Origin of the sequence: Streptomyces seoulensis (assembly GCF_022846655.1) — a bacterium.
Classification (GTDB): domain Bacteria; phylum Actinomycetota; class Actinomycetes; order Streptomycetales; family Streptomycetaceae; genus Streptomyces.
Genome location: NZ_AP025667.1, coordinates 4,929,815 through 4,946,683 on the forward strand (window position 1 = coordinate 4,929,815; position 16,869 = coordinate 4,946,683).

General features: G+C 70.5%; 16 protein-coding genes. 6 read left to right on the top strand and 10 right to left on the bottom strand.

The features are described from left to right. The first annotated feature begins 30 nt into the window (after positions 1-30). Positions 31-735: a ScbR family autoregulator-binding transcription factor gene (locus HEK131_RS22695; RefSeq protein ID WP_244336828.1), complete on the top strand. Its 705-nt coding sequence runs from the start codon at positions 31-33 to the stop codon at positions 733-735. A gap of 28 nt (positions 736-763) precedes the next feature. On the opposite strand, the gene HEK131_RS22700 is transcribed toward HEK131_RS22695, so the two are convergent. Continuing rightward, the gene (locus HEK131_RS22700) at positions 764-1,153 is read right to left on the bottom strand and encodes a winged helix-turn-helix transcriptional regulator (protein ID WP_217464972.1); all 390 of its coding nucleotides are present in this window, start codon (positions 1,151-1,153) and stop codon (positions 764-766) included. Between the two features lie 112 nt (positions 1,154-1,265). Here HEK131_RS22700 and HEK131_RS22705 point away from each other — a divergent pair, with 112 nt between their 5' ends. Beyond that, positions 1,266-2,747, top strand: a complete 1,482-nt coding sequence (locus HEK131_RS22705) for an MFS transporter (protein WP_244336829.1) — start codon at positions 1,266-1,268, stop codon at positions 2,745-2,747. Positions 2,748-3,003: 256 nt separating this feature from the next. After that, complete coding sequence (locus HEK131_RS22710; RefSeq protein ID WP_217464974.1) at positions 3,004-3,624, top strand: hypothetical protein; 621 nt, start codon at positions 3,004-3,006, stop codon at positions 3,622-3,624. A gap of 150 nt (positions 3,625-3,774) precedes the next feature. On the opposite strand, the gene HEK131_RS22715 is transcribed toward HEK131_RS22710, so the two are convergent. From HEK131_RS22715 to HEK131_RS22735, 5 genes are all read right to left on the bottom strand, one after another. Further along, positions 3,775-4,407, bottom strand: coding sequence for a hypothetical protein (locus HEK131_RS22715; protein WP_244336830.1), 633 nt, complete (start codon positions 4,405-4,407; stop codon positions 3,775-3,777). Positions 4,408-4,475: 68 nt separating this feature from the next. Further along, entirely contained in the window at positions 4,476-5,177 is a 702-nt protein-coding gene (locus tag HEK131_RS22720) for a ribonuclease HII (protein ID WP_217460784.1), read from the bottom strand. 84 nt (positions 5,178-5,261) lie between these two features. Next, entirely contained in the window at positions 5,262-6,173 is a 912-nt protein-coding gene (locus tag HEK131_RS22725) for an ADP-ribosylglycohydrolase family protein (protein WP_217460783.1), read from the bottom strand. 12 nt (positions 6,174-6,185) lie between these two features. Continuing rightward, a complete protein-coding gene (locus HEK131_RS22730) occupies positions 6,186-6,845 on the bottom strand; it encodes a histidine phosphatase family protein (protein ID WP_244336831.1) in 660 nt (219 codons plus the stop codon). 81 nt (positions 6,846-6,926) lie between these two features. After that, positions 6,927-7,532, bottom strand: a complete 606-nt coding sequence (locus HEK131_RS22735) for a YdbC family protein (protein WP_217460781.1) — start codon at positions 7,530-7,532, stop codon at positions 6,927-6,929. Between the two features lie 151 nt (positions 7,533-7,683). Between HEK131_RS22735 and HEK131_RS22740 the strand changes: the two genes are divergently transcribed. Beyond that, positions 7,684-8,217 carry a TerD family protein gene (locus tag HEK131_RS22740; protein WP_244336832.1) on the top strand — a complete coding sequence of 178 codons (534 nt, stop codon included), beginning with the start codon at positions 7,684-7,686 and terminating at the stop codon, positions 8,215-8,217. A 105-nt stretch (positions 8,218-8,322) separates the two neighbouring features. On the opposite strand, the gene HEK131_RS22745 is transcribed toward HEK131_RS22740, so the two are convergent. After that, the gene (locus HEK131_RS22745) at positions 8,323-9,108 is read right to left on the bottom strand and encodes an amidohydrolase family protein (protein ID WP_244336833.1); all 786 of its coding nucleotides are present in this window, start codon (positions 9,106-9,108) and stop codon (positions 8,323-8,325) included. A 95-nt stretch (positions 9,109-9,203) separates the two neighbouring features. Between HEK131_RS22745 and HEK131_RS22750 the strand changes: the two genes are divergently transcribed. After that, positions 9,204-9,557 (top strand): MerR family transcriptional regulator, encoded by a 354-nt coding sequence (locus HEK131_RS22750; protein ID WP_244336834.1) that lies wholly within the window; start codon positions 9,204-9,206, stop codon positions 9,555-9,557. A gap of 131 nt (positions 9,558-9,688) precedes the next feature. Here HEK131_RS22750 and HEK131_RS22755 read toward each other — a convergent pair whose 3' ends face one another. Continuing rightward, the gene (locus tag HEK131_RS22755) at positions 9,689-12,583 is read right to left on the bottom strand and encodes a vitamin B12-dependent ribonucleotide reductase (RefSeq protein ID WP_244336835.1); all 2,895 of its coding nucleotides are present in this window, start codon (positions 12,581-12,583) and stop codon (positions 9,689-9,691) included. 166 nt (positions 12,584-12,749) lie between these two features. Beyond that, positions 12,750-13,301, bottom strand: coding sequence for a transcriptional regulator NrdR (gene nrdR / locus HEK131_RS22760; protein ID WP_161147348.1), 552 nt, complete (start codon positions 13,299-13,301; stop codon positions 12,750-12,752). Positions 13,302-13,883: 582 nt separating this feature from the next. Here nrdR and lexA point away from each other — a divergent pair. Further along, the gene (gene lexA / locus HEK131_RS22765; protein WP_030803240.1) at positions 13,884-14,660 is read left to right on the top strand and encodes a transcriptional repressor LexA; all 777 of its coding nucleotides are present in this window, start codon (positions 13,884-13,886) and stop codon (positions 14,658-14,660) included. Between the two features lie 133 nt (positions 14,661-14,793). On the opposite strand, the gene HEK131_RS22770 is transcribed toward lexA, so the two are convergent. Next, positions 14,794-16,779, bottom strand: coding sequence for an ATP-dependent DNA helicase (locus HEK131_RS22770; RefSeq protein WP_244336836.1), 1,986 nt, complete (start codon positions 16,777-16,779; stop codon positions 14,794-14,796). Positions 16,780-16,869: the final 90 nt, after the last annotated feature.

Genomic DNA, 16,869 nt, shown 5'->3' on the forward strand with positions numbered 1-16,869 from the left:
GCTCTGACATAGAAACAGGGGCGACAGCCCATGGCACGCCAAGCACGCGCGATCCAGACCCGCAAGACGATCCTGCTGGCAGCGGCCGCCGTCTTCGACGAACGCGGTTACAGCGCCGCCACGATCACCGAGATCCTCGCGCGCGCCGGGGTCACGAAGGGTGGCCTCTACTTCCACTTCGCGTCGAAGGAGGAACTGGCCCTCGGGGTCATCGCGGCCCAGTTGGAAGTGGGCCCCCTGCCCCCGCAGCGCACCAAGGTGCAGGAACTGATCGACCAAGGGCTGCTCTTCGCGCACCAACTGCGGCACGATCCGCTGACGCGGGCCAGTGTGGGCCTGGCGATGGACCAGTGGGGAGAGGGCCCGGAGCGGAGCAACCCGTTCCACGGCACGCCGTTCCAGTCCTGGGCGAACCGGCTCACCCAGTTGCTCCTGGAGGCGCGGGAGCGCGGGGAGTTGCTGCCGCACGTCGACCCGGCGGAGACCGCCGACATGCTCGCCGGTGCCTTCACCGGCATCCAGTGGATGTCGCAGATCCTGTGCGAGCGCGCGGACCTCAGCGAGCGGGTGACGGTCCTGCTGCGGCACCTCCTGCCCAGCATCACGCTCCCGCAGTTGATGCCCACCCTGGACCTCGCCCCCGACCGCGCCGAACGCCTCCTGGCCCAGCGCCCCGTGGAGACGGAGGAGGGCGCGGACGACGAGGGTGACACCTCCGCCCGCATCAGCGCCTGAGGCACCCGCCGCGACGCGGTACCCCGGCTCAGCGCGCCCCGGTGCCCTCGTCGAACTCCCTGCGCGCCAGGTCGACCTTCGGCAGGTTCTCCGCCGACCACTCGGCGAGCTGGGCGAAGATCGGGGCGAGGCTGCGCCCCAGCTCGCTGATCTCGTACTCGACGCGCGGCGGCACCTCGGGGTGGTACGTGCGTACCACCAGGCCGTCCCGCTCGAGCTGGCGCAGCCGCTGGGTGAGCACCTTGGGCGTGATGGTGGCGATGTTCCGCTGGAGCACGACGAACCGCTGCCGCCCGAACTCGTTCAGGCACCACAGGATCGGGGTGGTCCAGCGGCTGAAGACGATGTCGAGCACCGGCGAGACCGGACAGGCCAGCTCCGGGTCGACAGGGGTCTTCCGTACGGCCGGTGCGGTCATGCGACCCCTCCCAGGTAAGTCACTTTCCTCTAGGTACCTACTTTACTCAGGGTGCTAGCTTCCCGGCAGATCCCGCCTCCGTCCGCTCCGGACGCCTCTCCCAGGGAGTGCCATGCCCACCCGAGAATCCCTGCGCGACTCCACCCGCAGCACGGCCCCGGCACCGCCCCACCGCCCCGGTCTCGTCCTGGCCTTCCTGTGCCTGGCCGGCTTCATGACCTTCCTCGACGTGTCCATCGTGAACGTCGCCCTCCCCACCATCGAGGACGAACTGGGCTTCTCCCAGACGGCCTTGCAGTACGTCGTCACCACCTACGGCATGCTGCTCGGCGGCTTCCTGCTGCTGACCGGACGGCTGGCCGACACCTTCGGCCGCCGCCGCATGCTGCGCACAGGTCTGGTGCTGTTCGCCCTCGCCTCGCTGGGCGCGGGCCTGGCGCAGAACGCGGCCACGCTGATCGGCGCGCGGGCCGCCCAGGGGCTCGGGGCCGCGTTCATCGCCACCGCCGCGCTCTCCCTGCTGACCGGCAGCTTCGCCGAGGGCCCCGAGCGGAACAAGGCGCTCGGCGCGTGGGGTGCCCTCAGCGGTGTCGCCGCCGTCGCCGGTGTCACTCTCGGCGGACTCCTCACCGACGGGCCGGGCTGGCGCTGGGTGTTCTTCATCAACGTGCCCATCGGTCTCCTGGGAGCGCTGGTGGCGCCCCTGGTCGTCGCCGAGAGCAGGTCGCCGGAGCGCCGGAGGTCCTTCGACGTGGCCGGTGCCGTACTGCTCACCACCGGACTGGTGCTGCTGATCTTCAGCCTGGGCCAGACGGTCGACGACTCCGATGTGCCCATGGGCCGCGTGTACGGCGGCTTCGCGCTCTCCGCCGTGCTGCTCACCGGCTTCGTGCTGGTCGAGCGCCGGGCGAAGGCACCTCTCATCCCGCTCGAGGTCTTCGGACGCAAGTCTCTGCGGGCCGCCAACGTGGTCGCCGTGCTCCTGCTGGGCACCTGCGTGACCCTGTTCTTCTTCGCGAGCCTCTTCATGCAGCAGGTACTCGACTACTCGCCGCTGCGGACCGGTCTGGCGTACGTACCTCTGGCGGTGATCGTGGCGGTCGGCGCGGGTGTGGCCTCACAGTTGGTCACCAAGGTCGCCGCCAAGCCGGTGCTGACGGCCGGGCTCGCACTGACCGGCGCGGGCATGTTCCTGCTGTGGCGGGCCCCGTCCGGCTCCGGCTACCTCACCGGCCTGCTGCCGGCCTTCCTGGTCGCCGGCCTCGGTCTCGGCCTGTCCTTCGTGCCGGTACAGGTCTCGGCGTTCGCGGGCACCGACGAGGACGAGTCGGGGCTGTCCGCCGGTCTGATCAACACCGCACAGGAAATGGGCGGCGCGCTCGGCCTGGCCGTGGCGGCCACCTACGCCTTCCGCCGGGTCGCGGAGCTGACCACCTGGGCGGACGGCGTGCCCGCACGGGTCACCCAGGCCCGCACCGAGGTCTTCCATGACGCGTTCCTCGCCGGAGCCTGCTTCGCCGCCGCGGGGCTGGTGCTGACACTGGTCCTGCTGCCGAGGGGCAAGCCGTCGGCTTCCGCGACCACTTCCTCCTGAACCTGAGGAGCCCGATCGCGGACACCGCCCCGCCCCAGGCGTCATCAACGGCCTCTGTGGGTAGGGATATAAGCCCCGGACCACCAGATAAGTGTCGGCAGCCTCAATTGCTCGTTGCCGCATCCAAGTTCGACAGGAAGAATTGAAGTCCGCTCCCCGCACGGCTCGCCCGTGTTCCGGCTGGGCTTCACTGCGGTGCGCGCTCCCCCGAATCCGACCTCGCCCGCAGTGTGGGCGCGTAGCCGAAGGGAGGAACGTGACCTTCGGATTCGCCTCGTCCTCGGCGGCCTCGTTGACGACGTCCGCGTCCGCCGCTTCCGTCAGCCGTCTGCTCGAGCCCGCGGAGTGGGCTGCCGCCGGAATCCCCCTGCTGCGCAACCCGCGCGAGGTCGTCAGCGGCCTGCACGTCCGCCATCGCCCCAAGCCGTCCACCGCGATCGTGGCCGTCCTCGATCCGGACGAACGGCTCCACGCCAGCGCCTCGTTCACCCGGCGTTCCGCCCCGGCGGACGGCTGGATGTTCCGCAACGCGCTGCTGGACCAGTTGCGCCGGGTCATCCCGCACGACCTGCGCCGCCGTACCCCGGTGCGCACCGCCGTGCTGCTCTACTGCCGCGAGGGCGACGCACGCTGGACCGAGGAGGACGGCGCCTGGATGTGGGGGCTGCGCGACGCCTGCACGCTGCACGGGCTGCGCTGCGGCGCGTACATCACGCTGACGCACGACGGCTGGCAGGTGCTCGGCGAGGGACGCGGCGGACGCCATCCCAACGCGCACTCCGCGCCGGAGCCCTTCGCCCTGTCGGAGTCGCCGCCCCTGATGCCGCGCACCGGGGGACCGGTCTCGGAGGTCATGCGCCGGGTCGCGGCCCGCTGAGCGGGAACACGTCGGCGGCGCCGGACACTTCGGCGCCGCTCCGGGCCCTGGACGCCACTGCGGCGCCGAGCGGGCCGAGCAGTCGCCTGCTGCCTCGTCCGGGCAGAGCGGCTGTCCGGCACGCGCGGCGCCGTCAGTCGTGCGGTGGGGTCAGACCCCGGTGCCCAGCACCGAGTTGATCTGCTGCGGGTCGCCGCAGACGATCAGCAGGGTTCCAGCCCGCGTGTGGGCGAGCGGAAGGACGGTGGCGGCAGCGGCGGCCGGGCCGCCGTTGACGGCCACGATGACCACGGGCCGGGTGGCGGCACGGTCGGCCGCGGCGCCGTCGGCGTAGAAGACGTCGTCACCGGCGTCCTGCTGCGCCCAGTAGGACGCTTCGCCGAAGGACAGCTCGTGCTCGGCCCACGGGTGCCGGGCACCCGTGGTGAGCACCAGCACCTCGCTGGGGGCGCGGCCGGAGTCCAGCAGCAGGTCCAGCGCCTCCTCGGCGGCGTCGAGCGCACCCTCGGCCGAGGCCGGGATGAGCTGGATCTGGGGACCGGCCGCGGGCGCGGCGGGTGCGGCGGGGGCCGACGGGCCCGGCTTGGCCGGAGCCACGTCACGCGGCGCGCGCTGCGCCGGCGGCGCGGGCCGCGGGGGTCCGGGACGGCCGGGGCGGGCCGGAGCCGCGGGGCGGGGGCCGGGTACGGGACGGGGGGTCGGCGCGACGCGGCTGCTGGCCGGAGTCGCAACGGGACCCTGGGCACTCTCGTGAATCTGAGGCTCCTCGGGAAGGAGAGGCATGAGCTGATCTTTATCAAACGTTGGTACGACGCCGATGGCCGGGTGGCACATCGGCGCGGGCGGAAGCGTCAGAAATCGAAGCCGAGCTGGCCCTCGATCACCGGGACGCCGCCGTCCGCGAGGCTGCGGACCTTCTTGAGGTGCCGCCACCGGGGCAGCGCATCAAGATACGCCCACGACAGGCGGTGGTACGGGGTGGGGCCCCGCTCCTCCAGTGCCGCCTTGTGCACCGGCGACGGATACCCGGCGTTGTCCGCGAATCCGAAGTCCGCATGGCCGGCACCGAGTTCGGCCATCATGTTGTCGCGGTACACCTTGGCGATCACCGAGGCGGCCGCGACGGCCACACAGGACTGGTCACCCTTGATCACCGTGCGCACCCGCCAGGGCGCGCCGAGGTAGTCGTGCTTGCCGTCGAGGATGACGGCCTCGGGCCGGACCGGCAGGGCTTCCAGGGCGCGGACGGCGGCAAGCCGCAGGGCGGCGGTCATGCCCAGGTCGTCGATCTCCTCCGGAGAGGCGTGACCCAGGGCGAAGGCCGTCACCCACGACCGCAGTATCCCGTCCAGTTCCGCACGGCGCTTGACCGTCAGGAGCTTGGAGTCGGTGAGCCCTTCGGGCGGGCGACGCAGTCCGGTGACCGCCGCGCAGACGGTGACGGGTCCGGCCCAGGCACCCCGCCCCACTTCGTCGACGCCGGCGATGACCTTCGCCCCGGTCGTGGCGCGAAGGGAGCGCTCGACGGTATGAGTGGGTGGTTCGTACGGCATGGCGCACTTAGACTACGCCGCCCCGCCGCCGCCTCGACACCCCGGCCCCTCCTAGCCGGGAACATCACATCGCCGGCCCGTGCGTCAGGCGCGCCCCGGCACCCAGTCCGGCAGCGACTCGGTCCGCTCCGCCCAGGCCGCGGGCGGTGCTCCGGCCTCGCCGGACGCCAGGACGCCGCCGACGATCGCGCACGTCGTGTCCACGTCCCCGCCGACCTGCGCGGTCGTCCAGAAGGCGTGCTCGAAGTCGCCGAGGGAGCGCGCGGCCGACCACAGGGCGAACGGCACGGTGTCGTGCGCGCTGGTCCGGCGCCCGCAGCCGAGGACGGCCGCGACGGTGGCCGCGTCCCCGTAGTCGAGCATGTCCCGCGCGCGGCGCAGTCCGGCGCCCACGGCGCTTCTGGGCACCAGGGCGATCACGCCGTCCAGCAGGTCCTCGGGGCTCGGCCGGCCACCGGGAGCGGCGGCCAGCGCGGCGGCGGCGGCCACGGCCATGGCGCCGGCCACCGCTTCGCGGTGCTGATGGGTGGTGTAGGCGGAGATCTCGGCCTGGTGCGTCGCCTGCTCGGGGTCGTCCGCGTACCAGGCGCCCAGGGGCGCGATGCGCATCGCGGCGCCGTTGCCCCAGGAGCCGCGGCCCTCGAAGAGCTGGGCGGCCAGTTCCCGCCAGTCGGCGCCCTCGCGGACGAGCCGGAGCAGCCTGTTCACGGCGGGGCCGTAGCCGCGGTCGAAGTCGTGGTGATCGGCGAAGGAACGGGCCAGCTCGTCCTGGTGGATGCGCTGGTGACCTGCGAGGACGGAGACGACCGAGCAGGCCATCTCGGTGTCGTCGGTCCACTGCCAGGTCCCGGCGGGCAGCTCGCGGCGCTTGAGCAGCGGGTGGTTCACCGGGACGAAGAACTGGGAGCCGAGCGCGTCGCCCACCGCGAGGCCGCGCAGGCTGGACAGGGCGCGCTCCAGGCGCCGGGAGGAGACGGAGAAGGAATCAGGGATCATCTTCCCGCCACTCTATCGGTCGGCCCAGTGCGGAACCGGGTCCCGCCAGCGGTCGAAGGGCCGGTCCAGGGTGTACTTGCCGTCCTCCCCGAGCACGAGCATGCGCACCTCCGCGTTCCCGGGGTTAGACAGGGACTCGAAGTCGTCCACCGTCCAGTGGAACCACCGCATGCAGAACAGCCGCATCGCCAGTCCGTGCGTCACCAGGAGGACGTTCGGCGGGTGGTCGGGCTCCTCGAAGCTGCGGAACAGGCTCTCCAGGAAGCCGCCGACGCGGTCGTACACATCGGCGCCGGACTCGCCCTGCGGGAAGCGGAAGAAGAAGTGCCCGTACGCGTCCCGGTACGCCTTCTGCAGCCGGACGTCGTCGCGTTCCTGCCAGTTGCCCCAGTCCTGCTCACGCAGCCGGGGCTCCTCGCGCACGCGTGTGAGACCGGGGTCGAGGCGGAAGGTGTCCAGGGTCTCGTGGGTACGGCGGTACGGGGAGACGTAGACGCTCACGCGTTCCTGGCCGAATATCTCGCGCAGGTGCTCGCCGGTCTCCGCGGCCTGCTCCCGGCCGCGGTCGGTCAGCGCGAGGGCGTGGTCGGGCTCGCGCTCGTACACGGAGTCATCGACGTTGCCCACTGACTCTCCGTGCCGGACAAGGACGATGCGCCGTGGTCGTGCCATGTCGGAAACCCTACGGGGCCCGGAGCCGGGTAGGGCACTCGTACGGCCTTCATACGGCGTAGGTCACACCGCTCGCACGGCTCAGACCGTCCAGGAGGGCTCCAGTTCCACGATGTCGCCGGTCAGGGAGGCTATGTCGGCCTCGGTCTGGGCGCGCAGGGCCAGCCGCTCCACGCGTTCGGTGCGGTACTTTCCGTGCTCGGCCGCCGAGCGCCACATCGACAGGACCAGGAAGTCGTTCTCGGGCCCCTCGCCGAACATGCCCCGGATCATGCCGGGCGAGCCCGCCATGGCCGGATTCCAGACCTTCTCCTGCATCAGCGTGAAGTGCTCGACCCGCTCCTCATGCACCCGGCTGAGGGCCACCCGGACCAGGTCCGCGTCCGTGAACCGGGGTTCGAAGCCGGTCTTCACGTCGAAGCGGTACTCGAACAGCTTGGCCTGGGCGTCCTTGAACGTGCCGGACTGGGCCGCGGCCAGCCGGTCGTGCGAGCGGGCCATGAAGGAGTCGTAGAAGGCCCGGCTCTCCCAGAAGGCGAAGATGTGCGCCACTCCCGGCCGGTGCCGGCTCCAGCCTCCGCCCTGTCCCCGAAACCCCGGCTCCCCCAGAAGCCCCGCCCATTTCCGCTGCCCGCGCTCGAACCCGCGACGGTCCACCACGGTGCAGCGAATCCACTTGACCAGCACCGCGCCATCGTAAGGCCACCGGGCGTGGCGTCGGTCACTCTCTGGCGGAGATCGCCCGCGCACCGGTGCCGTATGCGTGACACGATGGGCAAGGAGTCCCGACGGCAAGGGAGTTGGGGATGATGGCGCTTCAGGGGGAAGGGGAAGCCTGGTGACCGGGTTCAGCAAGGGAATCCGCGAGGTCGAGGTCGCGCTCAAGTGGGACCCCAGTCCTGCGGGGCGGCCGCCCTCCGACCTGGACATCGTCGCCGCGACGTTCACGGCGGACGACGCGTACGGGGAGCCGGCCTATCTGGTGCACTTCGACAGCCGTTCCCCGGACGGCACGATCTTCCTCGACCGGGACAGCCCCGACGGCAAGGGCTTCGGCTGGGACGAGGTCATGGACCTCGAACTCCACCGCCTGGACGGCCGCTACGCGCGCGTGGTCGTCGGCGTCGTCATCCAGCAGAACGAGGCCCGCACCACCTTCGCCTCGGTCCTGAACCCGGCGATCCGCGTCACCGAGGGCTACACGGCCCTCTTCGAAGGCGACTTCGGCGCCGCCCCGGACGCCACGGCGGCCGTGGTCGCCGAGTTCGTTCGCGACGGCTCCGGCGAATGGACCTTCCACGCGGGCGTCCATGGCTTCGACGAGGATCCCGCGACCTTCACCCGGGTCATGGGAACCAGACGTCGGACCTGAGCCCTGCCGCGCCCCGGCCGCTCGTCCGCCGGCCGGGGCGTTGTCGGTGGTGCGCTGTCGAACGACCGTCGTGAACGTCCACGACCGAACGAGACTTCCTGATGGTCAGAGACCGAGCAGCTCCGCGAGGGTTCCGCCCAGGACGCGATCGCGCAGCGCACCCGGCGCGGTGACGCGTTCGACGGTGGCGCGGGCGAGGAGCGGGTCACCGTAGGGCGCGTCCGAGCCGAACAGGGTGCGGTCAGGCAGTTCGTCGATGGCCAGCCGCACCGCGAAGACGATGTTCGCCGTCGACAGCTCCAGGTACATGTTCGGGGTGTCACGGGCCAGCTCGATCGCCGTCAGCCAGTTGAGTCCACCGAGTTGGCTGATCACCAGGGGGACGGTCGGATGACGGCGCGCGAGGCGGGCCAGGGTCGCCAGGTCTCCCGCCGTGGTCGGCGCGAAACCGTGTACGACGACGGGCAGCCCACCGTGATCGGCGGCAGCCCGCAGGACCGGCTCGATCCGACCGGCCCCGTCCGGTGGCGGGGTCAGCTCACCGATGCCCCGAAAGCCCCGGCCGACGACCTCCCGCTCGACCTCCGCCGCGATCCGCTGAGCCGGCAGTTCCAGACCGACCTTGCCGAAGCCGATGAAACGATCGGGGTAGGCCGCGCATGCCGAGGACAGTTCCCGCCTTGCGGCCTGGTGGTCGTCCGTATGTCCGACCCGCCCGCCGATCGTCTCGTCCAGCACGCTCATCTCGCGCCGGAACGAGGCCAGATCGGTGGCCCGCTCGGGATGCGGACGGGTGCTGAAGAGCACGGCGCGGTCGACTCCCGCCTCGTCCAGCAGGGCGATGTGACGGTGCACGGGGTCGTGGACATGGCTGTGCGCGTCGAGGATCAACGGGTTCTCCTGGTCGGGGCCGGTGACGGAATGCTGCCGCCGACCCCATCGTTGAAGGTTGACACCATGCCAAGGTCAAGCTCCGTGGAGAAGCAATGCTGATCGGGCAGTTGGCCAGGAGAACCGGGACCAGTGAGCGCCTGCTCCGGTACTACGAACGCGTCGGCCTTCTCACCTCGACCCGTCAGGCCAACGGGTACCGCGATTACGACGATGCAGCCGAGCAGGCTGTCAGGCAGATCCGTGCCCTGCTGGCGGCCGGGCTGTCCACCACGTTGATCCGCCAGGTGATGCCGTGCGCCCTCGCTGACGGTTCGCTGCGCCCGTGCCCCGGAGTACTGGACAAGCTCCACGCCCAGCTCGACCGTCTCGACCGGCGCGCGGAGGAATTGGCCGAGGCTCGCCAAGCCCTGCACCAAGCCATCGCGGCCGCCGAACGCGGCGAGTAGCCACACGGTTCTCCCGGCGAGGTCGCACCACGGGCAAGCGGCCGCGTCCGCAGAACGCGCAGGTGGGGTGCCGGCGCAAACCGCCGACACCCCACCTGAACGACTAACTCAAGCCCACAGGGGGCTCACGGTCAGCTGCAACCGCTGGTCGAGCCGCAGCCCTCGCAGATGTAGCAGGAACCGGCGCGCTGCATCTTGGTACCGCAGGAGAAGCAGAGCGGGGCGTCGGCCTGGATGCCCAGCTGCATCTCCACCAGCTCCGCGCTGGTGTGCGCCTGCTTCGGGGCCGGCTTGGCGGACTCCGACTCGGCCTTCGGCGTGGCGACGGCCGTCAGCTCGGTGTGGCGCGGGGCGGACTGGGCCAGACCCTCGACGTCGACCTCGTCGTCCGACGGCTCGTACGAACCGGTCTCCAGGTGACGCTGGCGCTCCTCGGCGGAGTGGATGCCGAGCGCGGACCGGGTCTCGAAGGGCAGGAAGTCCAGCGCCAGGCGGCGGAAGATGTAGTCGACGATCGACTGCGCCATCCGCACGTCCGGGTCGTCGGTCATACCGGCCGGCTCGAAGCGCATGTTGGTGAACTTCGAGACGTAGGTCTCCAGCGGCACGCCGTACTGGAGGCCCACCGACACGGCGATGGAGAAGGCGTCCATCATGCCCGCGAGAGTCGAACCCTGCTTGGACATCTTCAGGAAGACCTCGCCGAGACCGTCGTCCGGGTAGGAGTTGGCGGTCATGTAGCCCTCGGCGCCGCCGACCGTGAAGGACGTGGTGATGCCGGGACGGCCCTTGGGCAGGCGCTTGCGGACCGGGCGGTATTCGACGACCTTCTCGACGGCCTCGCGGATGGTGGCCTCGGCCTTGTCGGTGACCTCGGTCTTCTCCTGCTCCTTCTTCTTGGCGGAGAGGGGCTGGCCGACCTTGCAGTTGTCGCGGTAGATGGCGAGCGCCTTGACGCCCAGCTTCCACGCCTCGTAGTAGATCTCCTCGACCTCCTCGACGGTCGCCGTCTCCGGCATGTTGACCGTCTTGGAGATGGCGCCGGAGATCCACGGCTGGATCGCGGCCATCATGCGGACGTGGCCCATCGGGGAGATGGCGCGCTCGCCCATGGCGCAGTCGAACACCTCGTAGTGCTCGGGCTTGAGGCCGGGGGCGTCGATCACATTGCCGTTCTCGGCGATGTGGGCGACGACCGCCTCGATCTGCTCCTCCTGGTAGCCCAGGCGGCGCAGGGCCTGCGGGACGGTGCCGTTGACGATCTGCATCGAGCCGCCGCCGACGAGCTTCTTGAACTTCACCAGCGCGAGGTCCGGCTCGACACCGGTGGTGTCGCAGGACATCGCCAGACCGATGGTGCCGGTCGGGGCGAGCACGGACGCCTGGGAGTTACGGAAACCGTTCTTCTCGCCGAGGCGGATCACGTCCTGCCACGCCTCGGTGGCAGCGGCCCAGACCGGGTTGTCCAGGTCGTCCATGTGGACGGCCTTGGCGTTGGCGTCGGAGTGCTGCTTCATGACGCGCTTGTGGGCGTCGGCGTTGCGGGCGTAGCCGTCGTACGGGCCGACGACCGCGGCCAGTTCGGCGGAGCGGCGGTAGGCCGTGCCGGTCATCAGGGAGGTGATGGAGCCGGCGAGGGCGCGGCCGCCGTCGGAGTCGTACGCGTGGCCGGTGGCCATCAGCAGGGCGCCGAGGTTGGCGTAGCCGATGCCGAGCTGGCGGAAGGCGCGGGTGTTCTCGCCGATCTTCTGGGTCGGGAAGTCCGCGAAGCAGATCGAGATGTCCATCGCGGTGATGACCAGCTCGACGACCTTCTGGAAGCGCTCGGTCTCGAAGGACTGGTTGCCCTTGCCGTCGTCCTTCAGGAACTTCATCAGGTTCAGCGAGGCGAGGTTGCAGGACGTGTTGTCCAGGTGCATGTACTCGCTGCACGGGTTCGACGCGGTGATCCGGCCGGACTCGGGGCAGGTGTGCCAGCGGTTGATCATGTCGTCGTACTGGATGCCCGGGTCGGCACAGGCCCAGGCCGCCTCGGCGATCTTGCGGAAGAGCGCCTTGGCGTCGACCTCCTCGATGACCTCACCGGTCATGCGGGCACGCAGGCCGAAGTCGGTGCCCTTCTCGACCGCGTTCATGAACTCGTCGTTCACGCGGACCGAGTTGTTGGCGTTCTGGTACTGGACGGACGCGATGTCGTCGCCGCCCAGGTCCATGTCGAAGCCCGCGTCACGCAGGACGCGGATCTTCTCCTCCTCGCTGACCTTCGTCTGGATGAAGTCCTCGATGTCCGGGTGGTCGACGTCGAGGACGACCATCTTGGCCGCGCGGCGGGTGGCGCCACCGGACTTGATGGTTCCGGCGGAGGCGTCGGCGCCCCGCATGAAGGAGACCGGACCGGAGGCGTTGCCACCGGAGGAGAGCAGCTCCTTGGAGGAGCGGATGCGGGACAGGTTCAGACCGGCGCCCGAACCGCCCTTGAAGATCATGCCCTCTTCCTTGTACCAGTCGAGGATCGACTCCATGGAGTCGTCGACGGACAGGATGAAGCAGGCGGAGACCTGCTGGGGCTGCGGCGTGCCGACGTTGAACCAGACCGGGCTGTTGAAGCTGAAGATCTGGTGCAGGAGGGCGTAGGCCAGCTCGTGCTCGAAGATCTCGGCGTCGGCGGGCGAGGCGAAGTACGCGAAGTCCTCGCCGGCCTTGCGGTAGGTCTTCACGATGCGGTCGATGAGCTGCTTCAGACCGGTCTCGCGCTGCGGGGTGCCGACGGCGCCCCGGAAGTACTTGCTGGTGACGATGTTGACCGCGTTCACCGACCAGAAGTCGGGGAACTCGACGCCACGCTGCTCGAAGTTGATCGAGCCGTCGCGCCAGTTGGTCATGACGACGTCACGGGGCTCCCACGTCACCTCGTCGTACGGGTGTACGCCGGGGGTGGTGTGAACGCGCTCGATGCGCAGCCCCTTGCCGGCCTTGGTTCCCTTGGCGCGGGAACCTCGTGCCGGACCGCTCGCCGTCTCTGTCATGCCGCCTCCCATGTACGGGCGAAAACGCCCTGAAGTGCCCTGATTGTTCCCAGGGCACGGTGCTCTGTCTGGTGTCGCGGTCGCCTTCAGCTACGACCCGCGACAGGTCTTCGGTGCGCCGCCTGCCGGCCGGACCGGGGACTTCTCCCCTGGTCCTGCCGGTCGGTCAGTCGGCGGCGCGTGCGGGCACGGGGACCTGGGTGGTCCGTCCCGGCCCGCGCTGGTCTTCCTGGCTCCCCGCGTCCGCGTCTTCGTCGTCCGCGGCGGGGTCCGGCGTCACTTCGCGCAGTTCGGCGATGGCGGCCTCGAAGTCCTCGAGCGAGTTGAACGCCCGGTAGACCGAGGCGAACCGCAGATAGGCGACGAGGTCGAGCTCCTGCAAGGGGCCGAGTATGGCCAGCCCCACGTCGTGGGTGGTCAGCTCGGCGCTCCCGGTGGCACGCACCGCCTCCTCGACCCGCTGGCCGAGCTGGGCGAGCGCGTCCTCGGTCACGGGACGCCCCTGGCACGCCTTGCGCACCCCGTTGATGACCTTGGTGCGGCTGAACGGCTCGGTGACCCCGGACCGCTTCACCACCATGAGCGAACACGTCTCCACGGTCGTGAAACGACGGGAGCAGTCGGGGCACTGGCGGCGCCTGCGGATCGACGTGCCGTCGTCGGTCGTACGACTGTCGACCACACGGCTGTCGGGGTGCCTGCAGAAGGGGCAGTGCATGATCTCCAACCCTCCTCACAGCAGACTCGATGGCCTCGCCGGGCCTCAGGGGCCTCACGAAGCAGCCCCAAGCATAGGCGATCGCGGAGGGCCGGAAGACCCAGGGTCCAAGATCAACCACAACTTGTGGGGCTCTGTAGCCGTCTCACCACTACATGTGGGGATGGCTCAGATTTCGCGGGAAACGCGCGTGTCGCTGCGGACCGAGGCGCCGGGAGCGGCCAGGGAGCCCGTCGGGGCGACACGCACAGGCGCCCCGCAGTGCCCAGCAGACCTACGGGGATACCGTGAACACCGCACGGAGCCCTCGGGGAATCACGGCGGGGATCACACCGCCGCGGGACCCGGCCACCGGCCGGTCACCGTTCGAATGGCACACTGGCGACGGCCGCGAGGTCATCCGCCCCGGCGGTGAAGAGTACAACAATGGGCACTTTTGCCCGCCGGACGTCGCGTAAGCCATACACCTGGACACTTGATCGCGTCAGGCGAATCGCACTTTTTCACTCGAACGTGTGTTTGGCGCAACCTTTCGAAAGCTACTACCGTTGTGCAGCAGGGAGACCATCGAGAGGGGCCGACGTGACCACGACCGCAGACAGTGCCGCCATCACCGCCCAGGACCGCTCCCAGGGCCGGGTGGAGCCGGTGCACGCGATGAACGAAGCCGCGCCCGAGGGCCACAAGCGCTCCCTGCCGGGCCGACCTCCAGGCATCCGCGCGGACAGTTCGGGGCTCACCGACCGCCAGCGCCGGGTGATCGAGGTCATCCGGGACTCCGTGCAGCGTCGTGGCTACCCGCCGTCCATGCGGGAGATCGGCCAGGCCGTCGGCCTTTCCAGCACCTCCTCCGTCGCGCACCAGCTCATGGCGCTGGAGCGCAAGGGCTTCCTGCGCCGCGACCCGCACCGGCCCCGCGCGTACGAGGTGCGCGGCTCCGACCAGGCGGTCAGCGTCCAGCCGACGGACACCGCCGGCAAGCCCGCCGCGTCGTACGTCCCGCTGGTCGGCCGTATCGCGGCCGGTGGCCCGATCCTCGCGGAGGAGTCCGTCGAGGACGTCTTCCCCCTCCCCCGGCAGCTCGTCGGCGACGGTGAGCTGTTCGTCCTCAAGGTCGTCGGCGACTCCATGATCGAGGCGGCGATCTGCGACGGAGACTGGGTCACGGTCCGCCGCCAGCCGGTCGCGGAGAACGGCGACATCGTGGCCGCCATGCTCGACGGCGAGGCCACGGTCAAGCGCTTCAAGCGCGAGGACGGCCACGTCTGGCTCCTCCCGCACAACGCGGCCTACGAGCCGATCCCCGGCGACGACGCCACGATCCTCGGCAAGGTCGTCGCGGTACTGCGCCGCGTGTGACGCCCGCACCGGACGAGCCGCACGGCTAGTCCCCCCGCACCGGGCCCCGGAACCCCTGCGCCGGTTCCGGGGCCCTGCCATTGCCGTCAGCGGCGAGGGCGGGCCGGTACACCGAGCCGCCCCCGCCCTCGGCTCACTTCCCGTCGGCCCCCTCGGCTTCCTTGGCCATCGCGTCGATCGCCGCGAGCGACTTGCGCACTTGATTACGGTCCGTCGTGGACCAGAAGTCGGGCAGTGACGCCTTCAGATACGACCCGTACCGGGCGGTCGCCAGGCGCTGGTCCAGTACGGCGACCACACCGCGGTCCCCGGTGGCCCGGACCAGCCGGCCGGCGCCCTGCGCCATGAGCAGCGCCGCGTGGGTGGCCGCGACCGCCATGAAGCCGTTGCCGCCCGCGTCCTCCACCGCCTTCTGGCGGGCGCTCATCAGCGGATCGTCGGGACGCGGGAACGGGATCTTGTCCATGACCACGAGCTGACAACTGGGACCCGGCACATCCACGCCCTGCCAGAGCGACAGCGTGCCGAAGAGGCACGTGCGGGGGTCGGCCGCGAAGTTCTTGATCAGTTCGCCCAGCGTCTCCTCGCCCTGGAGCAGGATGGGGAACTCGGGGATGCGCACCCGCAGTTCCTCCGCGGCGAGCTGAGCGGCCCGCATGGAGGAGAACAGACCGAGCGTACGGCCGCCGGCGGCCTGGATCAGCTCGGTCAGCTCGTCCAGCATGTCGCCGCGGTCGCCGTCCCGCGCGGGGCGGGCGAGGTGCTTGGCGATGTAGAGGATGCCCTGCTTGGGGTAGTCGAAGGGCGAGCCGACGTCGATGCCCTTCCACTCCGGCAGGTCGTCGCCCTCGGTCCCCTCCGGGGCGAGCCCCAGGGAGGCGCCCACGCCGTTGAAGTCACCGCCGAGCTTCAGGGTCGCCGAGGCGAGGACGACACTGCGGTCGGTGAAGAGCTTCTCCCTCAGTAGCCCGGACACCGACATGGGAGCGACTCGCAGGGAGGCACCGAAGCGCTCGTGGCGCTCGTACCAGACGACGTCCCACTCCGAGCCGTTCAGCACCCGCTCCGCCACGGAGTACACCGTCTCCACCGAGGCCAGCGCCTGCTTGCGGACGGCGTCCTCGTCCTGCACGGACTTGTCGCGGGTCGAGCCGAGCGCGGTGATCACCGTGCGGGCCGCGTCGCGGAGGGCGGCCAGGGCGTAGGCGAGGTCTTCCGGGATCTCCTCCAGGCGGCCCGGCAGGGCCAGCTCCATCAGCCGCTCGAAGCCCTCGGAGGCGGTCTGGAGCTGGTCGGCTGCCTTCTCGCTCACGAGCTTCGCAGCGCGGCGCACCGCCCGGTTGACCTGGCCGGGGGTGAGTTCTCCGGTGGCGACGCCGGTGACACGGGAGACGAGTTCGTGCGCCTCGTCCACGATCAGCACCTCGTGCTGGGGCAGCACCGGGGCGCCCTCGATCGCGTCGATCGCCAGCAGGGCGTGGTTGGTCACCACGACGTCCGCGAGCTTGGCGCGTTCACGGGCCATCTCCGCGAAGCACTCGGCCCCGTACGCGCACTTCGACGCGCCGAGGCACTCCCGCGACGACACCGACACCTGGGCCCACGCCCGGTCGGAGACGCCCGGCGTGAGGTCGTCCCGGTCGCCGTTCTCCGTCTCGTCGGACCAGTCGCGCAGCCTGAGCAGGTCCTGACCCAGCTTGCTGGTGGGCGCGGCCGCCTCGAACTGGTCGAAGAGCCCGTCCTCCTCGTCCTGCGGCATGCCCTCGTGCAGCCGGTGCAGGCACAGGTAGTTCGACCGGCCCTTGAGCATGGCGAACTCGGGCCGGCGCCGCAGCAGCGGATGCAGGGCGTCGACCGTGCGCGGCAGGTCACGCTCCACGAGCTGGCGCTGGAGCGCGAGCGTGGCGGTGGCGACGACGACCCGCTCCCCGTGCGCGAGCGCGGGCACGAGATAACCGAGCGACTTTCCGGTGCCGGTACCGGCCTGGACCAGCAGATGGGAGTTGTCGTCGATCGCCTCGGCGACCGCTTCGGCCATGGTCACCTGGCCGGGGCGCTCCGTGCCGCCGACGGCGGAGACGGCGGCGTGGAGAAGTTCGGGGAGTGAGGGCTTCGTCATAGCCCGACCACCCTACGGCCCCCCACTGACAATCGTGCCCGGCCGCCGGGGCGTGCGGAGCGGGATGCGGTCACTTCCGAACTCCTGAAC

What these genes read in the sequence shown, in the direction of transcription:
- HEK131_RS22770 (WP_244336836.1), bottom strand. Translation starts at nt 16,779, where the DNA reads ATGACGAAGCCCTCACTCCCCGAACTTCTCCACGCCGCCGTCTCCGCC.
- nrdR (WP_161147348.1), bottom strand. Translation starts at nt 13,301, where the DNA reads ATGCACTGCCCCTTCTGCAGGCACCCCGACAGCCGTGTGGTCGACAGT.
- HEK131_RS22705 (WP_244336829.1), top strand. Translation starts at nt 1,266, where the DNA reads ATGCCCACCCGAGAATCCCTGCGCGACTCCACCCGCAGCACGGCCCCG.
- HEK131_RS22715 (WP_244336830.1), bottom strand. Translation starts at nt 4,407, where the DNA reads ATGCCTCTCCTTCCCGAGGAGCCTCAGATTCACGAGAGTGCCCAGGGT.
- HEK131_RS22720 (WP_217460784.1), bottom strand. Translation starts at nt 5,177, where the DNA reads ATGCCGTACGAACCACCCACTCATACCGTCGAGCGCTCCCTTCGCGCC.
- HEK131_RS22730 (WP_244336831.1), bottom strand. Translation starts at nt 6,845, where the DNA reads ATGGCACGACCACGGCGCATCGTCCTTGTCCGGCACGGAGAGTCAGTG.
- HEK131_RS22725 (WP_217460783.1), bottom strand. Translation starts at nt 6,173, where the DNA reads ATGATCCCTGATTCCTTCTCCGTCTCCTCCCGGCGCCTGGAGCGCGCC.
- HEK131_RS22700 (WP_217464972.1), bottom strand. Translation starts at nt 1,153, where the DNA reads ATGACCGCACCGGCCGTACGGAAGACCCCTGTCGACCCGGAGCTGGCC.
- HEK131_RS22750 (WP_244336834.1), top strand. Translation starts at nt 9,204, where the DNA reads ATGCTGATCGGGCAGTTGGCCAGGAGAACCGGGACCAGTGAGCGCCTG.
- HEK131_RS22755 (WP_244336835.1), bottom strand. Translation starts at nt 12,583, where the DNA reads ATGACAGAGACGGCGAGCGGTCCGGCACGAGGTTCCCGCGCCAAGGGA.
- HEK131_RS22695 (WP_244336828.1), top strand. Translation starts at nt 31, where the DNA reads ATGGCACGCCAAGCACGCGCGATCCAGACCCGCAAGACGATCCTGCTG.